The 16,142-nt window shown below is 59.6% G+C and carries 15 protein-coding genes; 8 read left to right on the top strand and 7 right to left on the bottom strand.

Annotated elements, in window-relative coordinates:
• Positions 1–9: 9 nt before the first annotated feature.
• The 4 genes from P1M51_RS11700 to P1M51_RS11690 all read right to left on the bottom strand — a co-directional run bounded on the left by P1M51_RS11700 (position 10) and on the right by P1M51_RS11690 (position 4,718).
• Positions 10–462 carry a response regulator gene (locus tag P1M51_RS11700; protein WP_276248389.1) on the bottom strand — a complete coding sequence of 151 codons (453 nt, stop codon included), beginning with the start codon at positions 460–462 and terminating at the stop codon, positions 10–12.
• Positions 455–2,989, bottom strand: coding sequence for a PAS domain S-box protein (locus tag P1M51_RS11695; protein WP_276274499.1), 2,535 nt, complete (start codon positions 2,987–2,989; stop codon positions 455–457). The genes P1M51_RS11700 and P1M51_RS11695 overlap by 8 nt, the downstream gene beginning before the upstream one ends.
• Before the next feature lie 308 nt (positions 2,990–3,297).
• Positions 3,298–3,477 (bottom strand): BBE domain-containing protein, encoded by a 180-nt coding sequence (locus tag P1M51_RS20125; RefSeq protein ID WP_369685304.1) that lies wholly within the window; start codon positions 3,475–3,477, stop codon positions 3,298–3,300.
• Positions 3,441–4,718, bottom strand: a complete 1,278-nt coding sequence (locus tag P1M51_RS11690; protein ID WP_276274498.1) for a low temperature requirement protein A — start codon at positions 4,716–4,718, stop codon at positions 3,441–3,443. The genes P1M51_RS20125 and P1M51_RS11690 overlap by 37 nt, the downstream gene beginning before the upstream one ends.
• A gap of 1,255 nt (positions 4,719–5,973) precedes the next feature.
• Here P1M51_RS11690 and P1M51_RS11685 point away from each other — a divergent pair.
• The 3 genes from P1M51_RS11685 to P1M51_RS11675 all read left to right on the top strand — a co-directional run bounded on the left by P1M51_RS11685 (position 5,974) and on the right by P1M51_RS11675 (position 9,020).
• The gene (locus P1M51_RS11685) at positions 5,974–6,786 is read left to right on the top strand and encodes a winged helix-turn-helix domain-containing protein (protein WP_276248386.1); all 813 of its coding nucleotides are present in this window, start codon (positions 5,974–5,976) and stop codon (positions 6,784–6,786) included.
• Between the two features lie 159 nt (positions 6,787–6,945).
• Entirely contained in the window at positions 6,946–8,085 is a 1,140-nt protein-coding gene (locus P1M51_RS11680) for an NAD(P)/FAD-dependent oxidoreductase (RefSeq protein WP_276274497.1), read from the top strand.
• 674 nt (positions 8,086–8,759) lie between these two features.
• Complete coding sequence (locus P1M51_RS11675) at positions 8,760–9,020, top strand: hypothetical protein (RefSeq protein WP_276248384.1); 261 nt, start codon at positions 8,760–8,762, stop codon at positions 9,018–9,020.
• Between the two features lie 66 nt (positions 9,021–9,086).
• Here the strand turns inward: P1M51_RS11675 and P1M51_RS11670 are convergent, their stop codons facing one another.
• Positions 9,087–9,236: a hypothetical protein gene (locus tag P1M51_RS11670; protein WP_276248383.1), complete on the bottom strand. Its 150-nt coding sequence runs from the start codon at positions 9,234–9,236 to the stop codon at positions 9,087–9,089.
• Positions 9,237–9,290: 54 nt separating this feature from the next.
• On the opposite strand from P1M51_RS11670, the gene P1M51_RS11665 reads away from it, so the two are divergent.
• Positions 9,291–10,532, top strand: coding sequence for a transposase (locus tag P1M51_RS11665; RefSeq protein ID WP_276274496.1), 1,242 nt, complete (start codon positions 9,291–9,293; stop codon positions 10,530–10,532).
• Positions 10,533–10,656: 124 nt separating this feature from the next.
• Here P1M51_RS11665 and P1M51_RS11660 read toward each other — a convergent pair whose 3' ends face one another.
• Positions 10,657–11,220 carry a dihydrofolate reductase family protein gene (locus P1M51_RS11660; protein WP_276274495.1) on the bottom strand — a complete coding sequence of 188 codons (564 nt, stop codon included), beginning with the start codon at positions 11,218–11,220 and terminating at the stop codon, positions 10,657–10,659.
• 379 nt (positions 11,221–11,599) lie between these two features.
• On the opposite strand from P1M51_RS11660, the gene P1M51_RS11655 reads away from it, so the two are divergent.
• The 4 genes from P1M51_RS11655 (at position 11,600) to P1M51_RS11640 (ending at position 15,098) form a co-directional block, all read left to right on the top strand.
• Entirely contained in the window at positions 11,600–12,370 is a 771-nt protein-coding gene (locus tag P1M51_RS11655; protein WP_276248380.1) for a hypothetical protein, read from the top strand.
• Between the two features lie 22 nt (positions 12,371–12,392).
• On the top strand, positions 12,393–13,883 hold the full coding sequence (locus P1M51_RS11650; protein WP_276274494.1) for a carboxylesterase/lipase family protein: 1,491 nt from the start codon (positions 12,393–12,395) through the stop codon (positions 13,881–13,883).
• Positions 13,884–14,019: 136 nt separating this feature from the next.
• Positions 14,020–14,889, top strand: a complete 870-nt coding sequence (locus tag P1M51_RS11645; protein WP_276274493.1) for a universal stress protein — start codon at positions 14,020–14,022, stop codon at positions 14,887–14,889.
• A gap of 2 nt (positions 14,890–14,891) precedes the next feature.
• Complete coding sequence (locus tag P1M51_RS11640) at positions 14,892–15,098, top strand: hypothetical protein (RefSeq protein ID WP_276274492.1); 207 nt, start codon at positions 14,892–14,894, stop codon at positions 15,096–15,098.
• A gap of 16 nt (positions 15,099–15,114) precedes the next feature.
• Here the strand turns inward: P1M51_RS11640 and P1M51_RS11635 are convergent, their stop codons facing one another.
• Positions 15,115–16,122 (bottom strand): formylglycine-generating enzyme family protein, encoded by a 1,008-nt coding sequence (locus P1M51_RS11635; RefSeq protein WP_276274491.1) that lies wholly within the window; start codon positions 16,120–16,122, stop codon positions 15,115–15,117.
• Positions 16,123–16,142: the final 20 nt, after the last annotated feature.

Raw genomic sequence — 16,142 nt, 5'->3', positions numbered from 1 at the left:
CATGGATTTTCAGCGCTCCCGTGGGGGTAGCTGTACGAACTCAAACCAGAATAGCTCGAACGTCCGGACGAGGCTGATGAATTCGGCTGGATTGATTGGCTTGGTCAAATAGGCATTCGTGTGTAACTCGTAGCTTTTGATGATATCTTCTTCTGCTGCAGAGCTCGTCAGAATGACGACTGGAATGTGTCGGAGGGTTGGATCCGATTTGAGTTGCTCTAAGACCTCAAGGCCGTCGACTTTTGGCAGGTTCAGGTCAAGGAGGATAAGTTGCGGTTGAATCGTCGATTCGTACTCACCACGACGATACAGGAAGTCGAGTGCCTCTTCACCATCGGTGACGACGTGTAATTTATTGTTAATCTGCCCCTCGTTGAATGCCTCTTTGGTGAGTCGTACGTCGCCTGGATTGTCCTCGACTAACAGAATGTCGATTGGTGTTGCGTTGCGAGTGTTACTCATTGGAAACCTCTGTCCGTGGAATCGTAACGTAGAACGTCGAGCCTTCGTTGGGTGCAGACTCCACCCAGATGCGACCACTGTGTCGTTCGACAATTTTCCGACACAGGGCGAGGCCAATGCCGGTCCCTGCGTACTCTTCGTGAGAATGGAGTCGCCTGAACACCTCGAAGATGCGTTCGTGGTGGTCGGTATCGATTCCAATCCCGTTGTCCGAGATGGCAAACAGCCAGTCGGTCTCGCGTTCTGTGACGCCGATTTCAATTTGCGGAGACGTATCGCTCCGATATTTGATGGCATTCGAGACGAGGTTCTGGAACAACTGCTCGAATTGCTTGCGGTCTGCACTGACCGTTGGAAGCGGCTCGACAGCCACCTCAATTGCGTGTTGTTCTATCGGTAACTGCAGGTTCGCGAGCACTCGCTCTACGACAGCCTCGATATCTGTCGGCTCGAACGGCTCGGTTTCCGTATCGACGCGCGAATATTTGAGCAGGCCGTTGACCATCTCTCGCATTCGCTCGGCCCCATCTACCGCGAAATCGATGAAGTCGCGAGCGTCATCATCGAGTTCATCCCTGTATCGACTTTCGATGAGCTGGAGATAATTAGAGATCATGCGGAGGGGTTCTTGTAAGTCGTGGGAGGCGATGTAGGCGAACTGTTCGAGGCGCTCGTTTGACTCTCCGAGCGCCTCGACCAGGGCCTCCAGTTCGTCTTCATATCGCTGGCGCTCGATGGCCTCTGCGAGGATGTTGGCAACGCTCTGGATGAATGAGATGTCCTCGTCAGTGAACGACTTCTTCTCTGTGGCATGCGTTCCGAGGATTCCCCACGGCGCCTCGAGTGACCCGATAATCGTGCTGATACCGCTGGTAATGCCGTGTGAAGTGAGCAGCTCTGGTCCAGAGAGCCGTGTGTCGTTTTCAAGGTCGGTAACGATAACGGGTCCTTCAGAGAGGAGCGTGTACGAGGCTTGTGACTCTGCCTCAACGCTCGAAACCGTTGCTGTGCCGACGATTCCGTCGCGCCAGCCGACGCCCTGGCGTAACAGTAAGTGCTCTGCGGTGGCGTCAAGCTCGAGTACTTTGCAGTAGTCGTTTTCGAGTACTGCTGCGACGCGTTGTGACGCTTGCTTGAACAAGTCGTCGAGGTCGGAGTTTTCAAGCGCTAGCTGCCCAAGTTCTGAGACAGCTTTCTGCTGGCGAGCACGGGCGGTGAGAGCCCGTTCGCGCGCAACGCGGTCGCTGACGTCGCGAACAACACCAACTCGCTCGTAGCCGTCACCGTCCCCTGGAAGGAGAGCAAACGTGGCTTCTGCGCGAATCGTTCTGCCGGAGGAAGTATACAGGTCTGCTTCGAGCTTTGACGATTCAACCTCGTCGCTTTCGAGGCTCTGTTGGATTTCTTGGGCTGTTTCGGTCGTTTCTGTTTCGACGACCGTCGAGGAATGCGCTCCAATGAGTTCCTCTCGCGGATATTCAACCATCTCGAGGTAGGCGTCGTTAACCATCGTAAATCGGTTGTCGTTATCGACGGAATACACGCCATCCTGAATGGTCTCAAAAATCTTCTCGTAACGCTCGAGTTGGTGTTCGCGGTGTACACGCTGACTGATGTCTTTGAGGTACACCGAAAGCCCGGTCTTCGATGGATAGGCGTTCACTTCGAGCCAGCGGTCTTCGTGCGCTTCGTGCACCTCGAACGAGACGGGCTCTTGGGAGTCCATCGCTTCGTGAACTTGCTCCCAAAAAAGACTGTCTTCTGCATCCGGAAACGCCGTCCAGATTTGCGTTCCGAGGAGGTCTGTTGCTGTGTGCTGGAGGATTTCTTCTGCGCGGCTGTTTACGTGGATAAAGCACCACTGGTTGTCGAGTGCGTAGAAGCCGTCTGAAATTCGCCCGAGAATTTCGCTCAACTCCGTCTCGAGGTCGCTCTTTCGTTGTTCGAGTTGTCGCTCTCGTTTCTTGAGTTCGGTAATGTCCTCACCAGCGGAGACGACTCGATCGAGGGTTCCGTCGTCGTCGAAGATCGGAGCGGCATTCACCGAGAACCACATTTGCTCTCCAGATGGGCGCCTGATGGCAACTTCTTCGTTAAACACCGGGTTACCAGTTTGATAGACGCGTGCCGCTGGCGTGTCCTCGGGGTCCAGGGGTTCGCCAGTGGCGTCGAAAATGTCCCACTCGTCTACGTCTTCGGGTTTATCCAGGATTTCTCGTTCTGACAACCCAAGGAGATCTTGGGCGCGTCGGTTCGCTACTATCGTCTCGCCAGCTGCATTCTTGACCGAAATGGCGACCGGAGCTGTCTTCAGGAGTTGGTCGGTCAGTTCGCGCTCGCGCCGGAGGTCTGCTTCTCGGTGTGTCCGGTCGGCGAGGAGCCACCAGACGCGGGTGTCACCCACGCGTTTCGAGCCAAGTGTGCCTTGCTCTGTGAGTCGGGCGAGGTGTTCCCGTGCGATTTTGTGGGTCGTTCCCAGTCCGTCTGCGACCTCCTGAGCTGTGAGCGGCGCGTATTTGGTGTCCACCTTCTCGAACACCCGCAGGGTATCCCTTAGGGTGGTGGGTGGTCTTTTCTCAGGAGTTTCCATACGGCCACGACACAAGGAACGATAATAAACATGTTCCTTAACTAATGTAAAAATCTCGTATAGATTTCTCACACCGCTCGTACCTAGAATTCAGTCCTCGCGGCTCCTCTCGACGGATGGCGGCCACTGGAGCATTCTGGGAATGCGTGTACTTGACTATCATCCAACATTGTTCATGTGCATTCACTTCAGTGGGCGCGGTCAACTGAGTATCCCTCTATCTGTGCACGAACGAGGGACGTCACTCAGACCGTTGGCGAGATGTTGTGATTCATCCGGAAACGATTATCCGGATCCCACTCGTTTTTCAACGCGACCAGTCGGTAATAATTTGAGGCTGGGCAAACTGACCACCGTCGAACGAAAGCGCCGCTCCCCTGAGGGCTGGTCACCTCTCTCTCGTTGGGCCGGCGACTACCGCCCATCCACCTTCCACGATGTTGAACGTCACCAGCAAGCTAGCCACGAACCCGAGGAACGCGATAGGCTCGATAGGGGGGTGCACAATAGACAGGGTGACGAGCGCAACGACCCCCAGCCGAAGAACCACCGATCTATCCCTCACTGGGTCGAACGTTGTTCGATGGACGACGATGGTCCCGAGGAGGTAGGTGGCGACGCCGGCCACAAGTACCGCCGCGCGGTTCCACTCAATCGGTTGTCCAGCTGCTGCGGCCTCGACGGTAAATGCGATGCCGACACCGGCAGCGACGATCCCGACGTAGACCAAGTAATGGCTCAGAACGTGTACTAGCGAGTATTCACGGACACGTGACCACGCCCCTTTATCCTCGTTGAACGCGCGGTGGAGGAACCACTCATCGACGTGGCGAAAGTAGGTCCACCACAAGGCCAGCACCACGATAAACCCGGCTCCAGCGACGAGTCCGGAGTTGAATCCCCAGTCAGTACCCGACGTCTCCACGGCTATCGCGATAACGGTTTCTCCGAGGACAAGGATGGTGAATAGGCCGAGCCGCTCGGAGTAGTGGGAGGTAGGTTTCGGTATGGTATCACTCCCGAGGTAGACGACGGTGGTCGTCGCCAGACCGACCACGTAGGATAGCCCCCAGATGACGAACCGCCAGGGCTCGGAAACGAGCAGCGATGACGCCCAGACTACGGCACTCGCCGCTGTCGAGAGTATGACCGCTTCTGTGAACAGCCGCATATCTGGGATGCTAAACCAAGCCCTGAGGTACATGCCGATCATGAGGACTCTAAGCAGGAGGTACGCCAGCGTAAAGGCAACCGAGCCACCGCGGAGGGCGTCGTGAATGGTCGCCGTGAGGATGATGACGCCTAACATGGTCGCCGCCATCCCGAGCCGGTGGAACAAATCGTCGGTATCGAATTGATCAGCGTAGAGCGTGAAGCCCAACCAGGTGTAGAGGACGATGAAGAACAAGCCGGCAAACCCGAGGAACCCACTGACGCTCGGGTCATCATGCAGTAGCCCACCAAGTTCGGCAATGGCTGCAACGTAGACGAGATCGAAAAAGAGTTCGAGCCATGTCGCGTGTCGGGGCTTATCGGTGGTGTACACTCGTGGAGGCACGCTGATTGTTCGCCACAGTCGGACGGCAGACGTCCCGAACTGGCGAGCTGTCTGCCCCATCGTCGTTGATTCGGCGCGCTGATTGCCTCTCGTCTCGTTTGGAGGCATCTGAGGGCTCATTTCGGGCGATTAGCGAGTGTAGTTGAGGTCATCAGACAGGGTGACATCCTCCCGCGTCTAACGACGCGGGTCTCCCACCCGGTGTTGGCCGGGCAGGTCAATCCTGAAGGTTGGGAGTCTAAGGTTTGCTGGACAGTCAGCCAGTGGCGCTGCCACGAAGCCGTTACTCGTACCCGCATGGGGCTTCGAGTTACCTGATTGTTTAACGACGGTCGGCGTTGACGAGACGCGTCTCGTTCGCACACCAGAAATCTGTGATTTCTGGGGACGTGGTCGGCTTACGTTTTGGTTTCGGCTATGAACCGTGGCAAACTCTGGGTCAACTGCCAGCTCTCCACGCACAGTGCGTAATACGGTGGATTGTGAGTTAAATAGTCGGATTCATCTGGTGGGTGAACTACTCCCACCTACCGCGTTCGGGCTTACCCGGCCCTCACTTGTTGAGGTGGGAGCTTCCTGTTTCTGTGTCGGAACTTGCAGAAACCGTTTCCACAGCGGTTCCAGACTCCGCAGGCGATTTCCCTTTACAGGCGGTTCGGAGTGTCCCACTCCTACCGGATGGACACTCAACAGCCACGACCGGTGCACGCTTTTTGTCGTCGTTCGAAAGGCGCGTCGCGCCTTTCGTGATGACGAAACGGCTTCGCCGTTTCGCGAACCACGTTTGAACACCGGACGCATTAGAGTGAGTGCCTTACGACACCGTTTGAATGCCGTGGTAGTAAAGGTATACCGCACAGTGAACGTAGACGAAGACGGCGGTGTATCCCCTCCCTACTCACTCCCTTCGGTCGTTCGTTGAGGAAGGGGGCGTACCCGCCTGCAATTCAGCTAAAGCCACCAGTATTCTTCTTGAATCTTTATAGAGATTAGGCGAGAAACCCAACGACTTCAGTCGTGGGATGAATCGTCCCCAGAACGCGATGCGTTCTGGTGTCTCGGTATCCGCTGGATTCCGACGAGTCCGCAGGACCTGTGGTCCTGCGAGATGCGAACAAGACGCGAAGCGTCTTGTCCACGCCGCACGGTTCGCAACCACTGAACCCGCAACGTATGAATGCCCACACTGCGTATCCGTGGTTGTCGTTGCGACGGCTTCCCGTCGTGATTGACTGTCCGAAAATTGGCAGTTGACTTGGTGTTTGCCGCAGCAACACGTGATCTTCCCGAGTCCCTCGAACAGAGAGTCGCCTGTCCCTCCCCACGGTAGAAACGCTAAGCTCCTCGCCCTACTACAGTACCTATGACTGCGGGAATCGACAACATCCAGTTCCTGGCCACGTCGGCCCACCGCGTCGGCGTCCTCGAAACGTTGCGCGACGGGCCGACTGACCGTCGAGAGCTGTGTGAGGCCACCGGCGCCTCCTCGCCAACCGTCGGACGGGTGCTCGCCGACTTCGAAGAGCGGAAGTGGCTCGGCAGGGACGGCCCCACGTACGGGCTGACCCCCCTCGGCGAGTACGTGGCCGACCAGTTCTTGACTCTCCGGGACGCGATGGAGGTCGAGGAGAAACTCCGCGACGTCTGGCAGTGGCTGCCGGTCGAGATGCCGGGCTTTTCCGTCGACCTGTTCGCCGACGCGGTCGTCTCCTACCCCGGGCCAGGGTACCCCTACGAGCCCGTCGAGCGCCTCGGTCAGCTCATCGCGTCGACCTCGTCGTTGCGCGGGTTCGACAACATCGTCTACAAGTCGAGCAACCTCGAGACGGCCTGCGGCGCAGTCCTCGACGGGATGACCTTCGAGTACGTGTTCACGCCCGAGACTCTGGAGGGGATGTTTGCCTGGAACCCTGCCCGGATCATGGAGGTCGCCGCCTGCGAGAATGCGACCGTCCTCGTCCACGACCACCTTCCTGACGGTGATCGCTGCGGTCTCGGCATCGTGGACGACCGGGCCGGCATCTGCTGTCATGACGCCAAGACTGGGGCACTCGTGGCGGTCATCGACACCGATGCCCCAGAGGCGCGTGACTGGGCCATCTCGATCTTCGAGCAAGTTCGTGCAGAGGCGACCCCGGTAGATCCTACCGCCTTCGAATCACGGGTGCCGTCGTAACGCCACGGGCGACGGCCACCGTCATCGGACTTGCAACCCGGCCAGCCGAGAGCCTCTGACGGAGCAGGGATCCGGCCTCCCCGAGATTTCAGGGCGTGAAATCTTGCACGCGGCACCATCACGTCCCTCCGTCGCGTACGTTTACCGAGGACCAAACACATGATCGAACGATACGAGACCGTCGTTATCGGCGGCGGCCAGGCCGGACTGGCGACCGGGTACTACCTGCACCAGCACGACCAGGACTTCGTCATTCTCGACGCGAGCGACCGCGTTGGCGACGCATGGCGGGCCCGCTGGGACTCTCTCCGGGTGTTCACGCCCGCCCGCTACTCGAGCCTGCCAGGGATGGACTTCCCGGGCTCACCACACGCCTTCCCCACGAAGGATGAGGTCGCCGACTACTTGGAGACCTATGCCCAACGGTTCGACCTGCCCGTCGAACTCGGCGTCCGCGTGGATGGGCTGGAACGGAGCGGCGATCGCTTCCTCATCACCGCGGGCGACCGGCGGATCGAGGCGACCAACGTCGTGGTGGCGATGGCGAGCTACCAGGCCCCGAAGGTCCCGGCGTTCGCGTCGAAGCTCTCCGACGACGTCGTCCAGCTGCACACGAGCGACTACCGCAACCCCGAACAGCTGCAGGACGGGGGCGTGCTCGTCGTCGGTGCGGGTAACTCGGGAGCAGAGATCGCCCTTGATGTCGTCGACGAGCACGAGACGTGGCTGTCTGGCCGGGACGTCGGTCACGTGCCATTCCACATCGACTCCTGGTTCGGCCGTCACCTGGGGGGCCCGTTCGTGATGGGCGTGCTCTTTCACAGAATTCTCACGACGGAGACGCCGATTGGGCGCCGGAAGCGTCCGAAGATGCTGTCCCAGGGCATCCAGCTGGTGCGCACGAAGCCGAGTGATCTGGCCGCGGCTGGCATCGAGCGAGTGCCTCGCACGACTGGCGTCCGCGACGGCCGCCCCGTCGTCGGGGACGACCGGGTCCTTGACGTCAAGAACGTCATCTGGTGCACTGGCTTCCGTCCTGACTTTTCGTGGATCGACCTTCCAATCTTCGACGGGAAGGAACAGCCCAAGGAGCCCGTTCACGTGCGCGGTGTCGTCCCGGATGAGCCGGGCCTGTACTTCGTTGGCCTGTTCTTCCTGTATGCGATGACATCGGGATTGTTTACCGGCGTCGGCAGGGATGCGGAGTACGTCGTCGACCACCTGACGTCGACGGCGCGCCAGCAGCAGCCTCGGCCGAGCTATACTGGATCGGTGGACGCCCTCCCACAGCAGTCGTAGTCGAGTGTGACGTCGGCCTCACGTCTGAGAACGGCCAGTCTCGTACACGTCGCCATCTGATTTCTTCCCATGGCCCCTCTGGCCGCGAATTCGTATTTAAGACTCAGGCTGCATCACCTAGGCGGTAGCGCGGAGGCCCCTTCCTCAACGAACGAGCGAAGTCGTTCGAAAGACCTCCGGTCTTTCGTGATGACGAGACGCCGAAGGCGTCTCGAACCACGAGTGAGTAGGGAGGGGAGGAAGCGCGTTCGTTTCGAGCGTAAACACTTATAGCGACGAATTACCAATCGTGGCATAGTTCCACACGGGCAGAAGCACCCCTGCGAAGGGGGCCACAGCAATCTTGCGAGGGTCCAAGCACGGTGGTTTCTCGGGTGGAACGGGCCACAGTCAACTGGCCCTAACGTCGGGAACGACGACCGCGAACGTGACGCTACGCGCCTCTCCGTACCCACACGGGTCAGAGCGTGAGAACACCGACAATTAAATTGCCGCTGCTGGTCCGACCTGCCAGCAAACAAGTTCAGACGGGCGTGCAACCCACCCCCGCTGAAAGCCACGCAAGCCCCGTCCTCAACGAGCGCGTCAGCGCAAGTAGGGCGGGGTAGTTGACTTGACTCACCCTACTATGGCCAAAGACAACACTTAACATACTCTCTCGGGTTGCTAGTCCAATGACCGAACCGCGCTGGGAGCGAAGCTTCAGCGAACCGCACGCGAAACTCGACTGTCGCTGTGGCTGGACGGGCCACGACGACGCTATCGTGGATTGGAATATCGAACCAGCGCGCGACCGCGTCGTGCGGCGGTGCCCGGACTGCGGCGAGGCAGTTCCCGAGTGGGGCACGCTTCAGCCAATCGAGGGCGTCGCGAAGATTGCTCGCGGCGAACTCAGGGCGGCGCTCGCCGAATCGGACGCGGTCGACGTGATGTAGTAGCCATCTTCCTACAAGGAGGGAATCCCGGCCTTCAGGCCGGGAGGGAATCCGACACCTGCTGAACTACTGCTCTTCGTCGCTCGGTTGGGACTCCAACGTGCGTTGCGCCTTCAGTAACATCCCTTTCCACGTAAACCCGTAGTGGTCTTTCGTCTCTTTCAACGATTCGTACTGCTCCTCGTTATCGAACTCGATTTTTACGTACTTCGTCATGTCCTGTGTTACGTATTAGTTACGTTTAAGTGTGTCTAATTCGTACAGGTTACTGTGTCTGCAACCGCGAACAAGACGCTGGAAGCCACGCTCGCACCGCCCACGCGGTGCAAAGAGCAACGCCTCCAGCAAACCCTCACCGAGTACCGAGAGGCACTCTACGAGGCGTTCGACAACGGTTGCACGACGATGAGCGCCACGAACGACGTGGTAACTCCGTACAATTTGCCGTACCAAGCGAAAGACGCTCTCAAATCCTACGTCCCAAAACTCCGACGCACGTACCGTGCGAAGGAACTCAAAGAAGACCACCCGCTCCGATTCGTGAATCGGGCTGGAAAGTTCGACCGCGACTCCTCGCGTGAGTACGAACTCTGCTGGAACGTTCCGCAACCCGGTCGCGGAACCAACTTCTGGATACCACTCCGACTGAACCCAGACCAGCAAGAATTGTGGGACGACATGCTCGATGACGAGTCGGGTACCAAAGTGGGCGAACTTCGCTTGCAGAAACACCGGAAGACGTGGACACTCCACGTTACCGTCGAATACGAAATCACGGACACCTCCGAAATCCCTGAGAATCCGACTCGGGTTGGATTCGATATTGGCGAGTCGATGTTGGTTACGGGCTGTGCCCTCCAACACGACACCCCCACCAAACCACTTCTCATCAACGGGAAGGAAGCCAAGCGACTCCGCAAGGAGATGTTCACCACCCTGAAACGCCTCCAAGAGCGAGACGCATCCGAGTGGCGCGTCGAAGAACGCTTTTCGTACTACCAGAATCGACTCACGGACATCATCGAGAAGGCGTCTCGTGAGTCCGTGGAGTACGCTCAACAGTTCGATAACCCTGTTATCGTGATGGAGGACTTGGCGTACATCCGTGAGTCGCTGGACTACGGGAAGTACATGAATCGACGTCTGCACTCGTGGGCGTTCGCCCGTTTGCAGGGGCGTATTGAGGACAAAGCACGAGACGCGGGTATTCCGGTTCGGTACGTCCACCCACAGTACACGTCGAAGACGTGCCACTCGTGCAAGCACATCGGGTATCGGCCCCGACAGGCTGAGTTCAAGTGCAAGAACCCGGTGTGCCACGTTTCGACGTTTCAAGCGGATATTAACGCGAGTGCGAACATCGCACGTCGCGTAGACCCGTGGGGAGAGAGCCTGCCAGTGAAACAGGCAGGCGATGACTCGCCACAGGACGGGAGCGGTTGTGACACCGCCACAGTCCACCGTGAGACGAGCGCACCAGCGCAAATGACCCTCACGACGCATCAGGACTGAAACCTTCAGGCACTCGGCCTGAGTCCCCGTGTCGGGGAAGCCCCGTCGTTTACGACGGGGAGGATGTCACGGGCGCAGCGATGTCCCAGAAAGACGCGTAGGGAGAATCTCGGAGTTCCGCCGACTACTCTTCGCTTGCGTGTTGGACTTCGTAGGTGAGAACCGCGAACACGTCGTCGAATTTTTCCACGCTGGTCAGACGTAGCGGCGGGTCGATGATTGTGCGCGGTAAGAGTGGCGCACCCGACGCGAGCGTGATGGGCGCGACGCTGAGAATTATTTCGTCGAGGAGGCTGTGGTCGTGGAACTGTCCGACGAGGTCGCCACCGCCGACGAGCCAGACGTTCTTGCCGGCTGCGGCCTGCACCATCTCTGCGTGGACGGATGCAACGTCCCCCTCTACGAAGTGAACGTTCGCGCCGTCGACCACCGGCAAGTCACGGGTGCTGAACACCCACGTCGGGATGTCGTAGGGCCATCGGTCGGGGTTCTCCAGGAGATTCTCGTGTTCGATAATCCATTCGTAGGTAGTAGACCCCATGGCCGCCGCGCCAATCTGTTCGATGAACTGTGCGTACTCGTCGTCCATGCCGTCGAGTTCGCTGAACTGGAAGAGCCAGTCGAGCGAGTTGTCCTCGTCAGCGAGATACCCGTCGATGCTCGTCGCGGTGTAGTACTGCGTCTTCATGGTGCCACCTAAGGTGGAAGATACGCCCGCACGTGATATAGGCCTCCCACCCCCGGACGGCCCGCTGGACACGCACTGACGGAGGGGGGCTCGCCGCATCCACTTACAGTGGTTCGAGGAGAAAGCCCCGACTTCAGTCGTGGGAGGAAGTCAGTCCCACACGTTCTCGAAACACCTCGTCCAGCGGTGTGTGGACTCAGGAGTTGCAACGATGGTGAGTACCCGCTCCGACATACGTGACGACGAAGTAGCGCCGAGTCGAAGAACTGGGAGTACGCTCGGTATCGGCTGTCGAACGTTCGTGATACACTCGACAATTCCCAGTAGCCAGGAATCAGACTAGCGCTATATGCCGGCCGAGAGCGTACGAATACACGCTATGCCGATAAACATAGAAGCCGCCCTGCGGAGAGGCGTCAACCGGACCGTCGCCCGGAACGGCCTGCTCCTCGTGGGTGTCCTGTTTGTCGTCTCGACGGTCAACACAATCGTCGGGCTCGGTGTCACGCGGTGGGTCGCAGACCGCGGCGTTCTCCCGCCGGAGTTTCCGTTCCCTGGAGAGATCGGTGCTGCCCCCTTGGCTGTCCCACCGGTCGTGGGAGGTCTCGTCTCACTCCTCGCGGGCTTGGCAACGATCGTTCTCACCATCGGTGCACTCCGGACCTTCGTGAGTGACGAGACCGAGCGCCTGCCGGGAGCGAACTTCACCCAGAACATCGTGTGGCCGGGCGTGAACTTCTTCGTCGGCGTCATCGTCTTCGCGATAATCGTCGGGATTGGCTTCGTCTTATTCGTCATCCCCGGCATCTTCTTGCTCGTCGCACTGGCGTTCTGGACCGTCTACGTCGCGACCGAGGACCGAAACTTCATCGCGGGTATGCAGGAGAGCTGGGCGTTGACCCGCGGGCACCGCCTGCGACTCTTCTTGCTTGGCGTTGCAGTCGTCCTCATCGAGCTCGTCGTGAGCGCCGTCTTCGGCATCGGCGGGGTGGCCGGCGGCGTCGTCGGCGTTGTCATCACCCAGGTCGGCAGTGCGCTGACGACGGTCTTCACGCTCGCGACGCTCGCAGCGGCGTTCAATCAGCTCATCGCACTCCCCTCCGAGGAGGAGACGGTCCCGGCCGATAGCGAGACGCCAGCCCCTGTGTAGGGGGTTTCAGGGAGACTTAGAAATGAATACGCTTGTCAGTACCAGGTCCGGGACGGTCCGTGGTAGTGAGGTCAATGGCGTATGCGTGTTTAAGGGAATTCCCTTCGCGGCCCCACCGTACGAGGAGAATCGGTTTCAGCCCCCGCAACCACCTGCGCCCTGGAGTGGCGTGCGGGACGCGCTCACCTACGGCCCGAAGTCACCGCAACCGGAGTACCCGCCGGAGGTCAAGCTAATCCTCCCGGAGCTCACCGACTCTGGTGAGGATTGTCTCACGCTCAACATCTGGACCCAAGATCCCGGCTCAGCCACTCGGCCGGTGATGGTGTGGATTCCCGGCGGGGTGTACGAATATCACGGGACAAGCGCCTCGCCCTGGTACGACGGTAGTCGGTTCGCTCGTGACGGCGTCGTCTGTGTGACCATCAGTTACCGGGTTGGAGCTGACGGATTCCTCTATTTTGACGACGGCATCGAAAACCTGGGCTTGCTCGACCAGGTCGCCGCCCTCGAGTGGGTGCAGGAAAATATCGCGGCTTTCGGTGGCGACCCGAAGAACGTCACCATCTTTGGCGAATCGGCTGGCGCGATGAGCGTCGCGACGTTGCTCGCCATGCCCTCTGCCGAAGGGTTGTTCCAGCATGCCATCGCTCAGAGCGGAGGAGCCCAGCATGTATTGTCGCCTGAGACGGGGACGCAGATTGCCCAGCATCTCGCCGAGAAACTTGGTGTGGAAGCTACCCGAGAGGCAATCGCCGATGTCCCCGTCGATCGCGTGCTGGCTGCGCAAGAAGAGCTACGGGTTGATCTGCAATCGACTCCCGACCCGGAGCGCTGGGGTGGTGAGGTGGTGGCTACCTTCATGCCGTGGCAGCCGGTGGTCGACGGGGACGTCCTTCCTGCGGCCCCACTCGATTGCATCGAGGCAGGTGCCAGTTCAGATATCGACCTACTGGTGGGGACGAACACCGACGAGCATCGGTTATTCTTGGTGGCCAGTGGTATCATCGACCAGATAACTGAGGAGGCCCTGTCCGGCGCTGTCGCCGCATACGGACTTTCGGTTGAAGAGGCGTTATCCACGTATCGCAATCTCTATCCCGACGCCGGTGCTGGCGACCTGCTCGCAGCCATTCAGACCGACTGGTTCTGGCGTATCCCTGCGATCCGCCTGGCTGACGCTCATGCGAAGAACGCACAGGCAACCTACATGTACGAATTCGCCTGGCGTTCCCCACAGTTCAACGGCCGCATCGGCGCGTGCCATGCCCTAGAGATTCCCTTTGTCTTCGATACGCTCGGAAACGAGACCGAGGCACTTTGGGGACCCAACCCGCCGCAATCGCTCGCTGACACGATGCACGCCGCGTGGGTCGGCTTTGCGACTACTGGAGATTGCGGCTGGCCAATGTATAATTTCGGTCGCAGGGCAACCATGCACTTCGATACAACCTCGGAGGTCGTCGACGATCCCGTGTCCAACGAGCGGACGCTATGGGAAGGGGTACGGTAGCAGATCGTGAACGCACTGGAGGGGACCTGTGACTCGAGAGCGTTCGTGGAATTTTGTCATCTATCGCCGCTTGTAACAACATTCTCCCGTGCAAACACCTTAGAAAGCACCTCCCGTATCAGTCTGTATCGGGAGTATGTACGAGAATATCCTGTTCCCAGTTGACGAAAGCGAGGACAGTAGTGAAATTCTCCGGCACGTCGGGGAGCTTGCGAACTGGGCAGACGCAACGGTCCATCTCCTCTTCGTCGCAGATACGACGCGCGACAGCGTCACCGTCGTCGAAAACACGGTGGTTGATGCGCTCGTCGAGGAGGGTGAAGACATCGTCGAGGATGCAAGTAAGACCTTGTCGGCCCGTAGTGTCGAGTACGAGACTGACGTCGTACAGGGGAATCCAGCGCCCACCATCGTCGAGTATGCCGAGCGGTACGGGCATGATTTGATCGTGATGGCCACCCATGGGCGAACGGGACTGTCACGGTATCTCCACGGTAGTGTCAGCGAGAAGGTCGTCCGTCTCGCTTCGGTCCCTGTCCTCACCGCCAGAATGCAGCCCGACGAGCAGTTGGTGTTCCCCTACGAGAATGTGCTCATCCCAACAGATGGCAGTGCTGGCGCACTCCGGGCAGCGAAACATGGACTGGCGCTCGCGGAGTCGCTTAACGCAACCGCTCACGTCCTTTCGGTCGTGGACGACGCATCACTCGGCTTCGATATTCGGTCGGCTTTTCCTGAACAAGCACACGAACAAGCAGCAACTGAAGCCATCGAAGAACTCGTCACAGAAGCAGAGACCTTCGGTCTCTCCGATGTAGTAGAACATCTCGAACACGGGGATCCGGTGGATGCGATTCTCGACTGTATCGACGCCAACGACATCCACGTTGTCGTCCTGGGGACGACGGGCAGACGCAGGACGGAGCGAATCCTCCTCGGAAGCGTCGCCGAAAAGACTGTTCGATCGGCACCGGTGCCCGTGCTCACGGTCGGTGAACCTGAGTAGCAATGCGTGGGCTGACTTTTTCGGAGGATGGCGACGGGTCGCTCGCGATTTGGATCGTCATCGGGATGGCACTCGGAACTGGCCTCGGGTCGGCGGTCGGTGTCGTGTTGGGAAACGTTGCGCTCGGAATCGCGTTAGGAAGCGCGATGGGACTGGCACTCGGAGCCGGACTGGGGGTGGCGTTCGGCGCGACGGCCGACGCTGAATGAGGGGCTTTGCCCGTTCTCACTCAGTTTTTGCATCTACGACACAGCGAAACCCGATGTTCCCGGTCGAACTGTCGGGCGTGTTCTTGCTGCGCGCGGCGACCCGGTAGCGATTGCACCACGAACGATGGCAGAGGTACGACCCCCCGCGCATCACGCGGGCGTCGCCCGTGAGCGGGCCGGTCGGGTTGTCGTGGTCGTACGCTGGGGTCGTGTGAAAGTCGGGGCTGAACCAGTCGGCACACCACTCCCAGACGTTGCCCGCGGTGTTGTAGAGGCCAAAGTCGTTTGAGGCGTACTCGTTTACTGGCGCCGTCCCCAGAAAGCCGTCCGCGCCGGTGTTTCGCTCGGGGAATGTGCCCTGCCAGATGTTACAGCGATGCTCACCCTCCGGTTTCAGCTGGTCTCCCCAGGGGAATCGCTTCCCCGCTAACCCGCCGCGGGCGGCGTACTCCCACTCGGCCTCAGTGGGGAGGCGCTTGCCCGCCCAATCTGCGTACGCCACGGCGTCAGTCCACGAGACGTGTGTCACGGGGTGGGTCAGGCGGTCGTCCTCGATGACGTTCGAACCCGGCCCCTCGGGAAAGAGCCAGTTTGCGCCTTCGACGGCCACCCACCACTCGGTTTCGGGGGCCGCCCGGAGGACGTGTTCCTCGTCTTCGGAGGCCACGAAATCCGCGAAGACGAACGACCAGCCAAAGCGTTCTGCCTCGGTGGTGTAGCCCGTCTCCTTGACGAACGCGAGGAACTGGGCGTTGGTCACGGCGAATGTGTCGATGTAGAACGGGTCGACGGTCACCTCCCGCGCCGGGCCTTCGCCATCTTCGGGAAAGCCCACGTCCTCGTCGGTGCCCATCTCAAAGGAGCCGCCGTCGAGACGAACCATCGCCTTCGTCCGCGGATCGTCGGAGGCGGCTGGCGCGGTCGATTGCGCTGCTTCGACGGCGTCGGCTTCGTCGGATTCGCGCCTCTCGCCTGATTTGCCACTTCGCGACGCGCTACAGCAGACGGGGTCGTCCGCAGTCACGTGGTTTCCTCCGTCAGAGT

The organism is Haladaptatus sp. QDMS2 (assembly GCF_029338295.1).
Lineage (GTDB): Archaea > Halobacteriota > Halobacteria > Halobacteriales > Halococcaceae > QDMS2.
Note: the sequence above shows the minus strand (reverse complement) of the source record. Positions and strands in the feature narration are given on the sequence as shown.

Coding starts and splice junctions, on each gene's coding strand:
- P1M51_RS11700 (WP_276248389.1), bottom strand. CDS start 462: ATGAGTAACACTCGCAACGCAACACCAATCGACATTCTGTTAGTCGAG.
- P1M51_RS20125 (WP_369685304.1), bottom strand. CDS start 3,477: ATGGGCGGTAGTCGCCGGCCCAACGAGAGAGAGGTGACCAGCCCTCAG.
- P1M51_RS11690 (WP_276274498.1), bottom strand. CDS start 4,718: ATGCCTCCAAACGAGACGAGAGGCAATCAGCGCGCCGAATCAACGACG.
- P1M51_RS11685 (WP_276248386.1), top strand. CDS start 5,974: ATGACTGCGGGAATCGACAACATCCAGTTCCTGGCCACGTCGGCCCAC.
- P1M51_RS11680 (WP_276274497.1), top strand. CDS start 6,946: ATGATCGAACGATACGAGACCGTCGTTATCGGCGGCGGCCAGGCCGGA.
- P1M51_RS11675 (WP_276248384.1), top strand. CDS start 8,760: ATGACCGAACCGCGCTGGGAGCGAAGCTTCAGCGAACCGCACGCGAAA.
- P1M51_RS11670 (WP_276248383.1), bottom strand. CDS start 9,236: ATGACGAAGTACGTAAAAATCGAGTTCGATAACGAGGAGCAGTACGAA.
- P1M51_RS11660 (WP_276274495.1), bottom strand. CDS start 11,220: ATGAAGACGCAGTACTACACCGCGACGAGCATCGACGGGTATCTCGCT.
- P1M51_RS11655 (WP_276248380.1), top strand. CDS start 11,600: ATGCCGATAAACATAGAAGCCGCCCTGCGGAGAGGCGTCAACCGGACC.
- P1M51_RS11650 (WP_276274494.1), top strand. CDS start 12,393: ATGAATACGCTTGTCAGTACCAGGTCCGGGACGGTCCGTGGTAGTGAG.
- P1M51_RS11645 (WP_276274493.1), top strand. CDS start 14,020: ATGTACGAGAATATCCTGTTCCCAGTTGACGAAAGCGAGGACAGTAGT.
- P1M51_RS11640 (WP_276274492.1), top strand. CDS start 14,892: ATGCGTGGGCTGACTTTTTCGGAGGATGGCGACGGGTCGCTCGCGATT.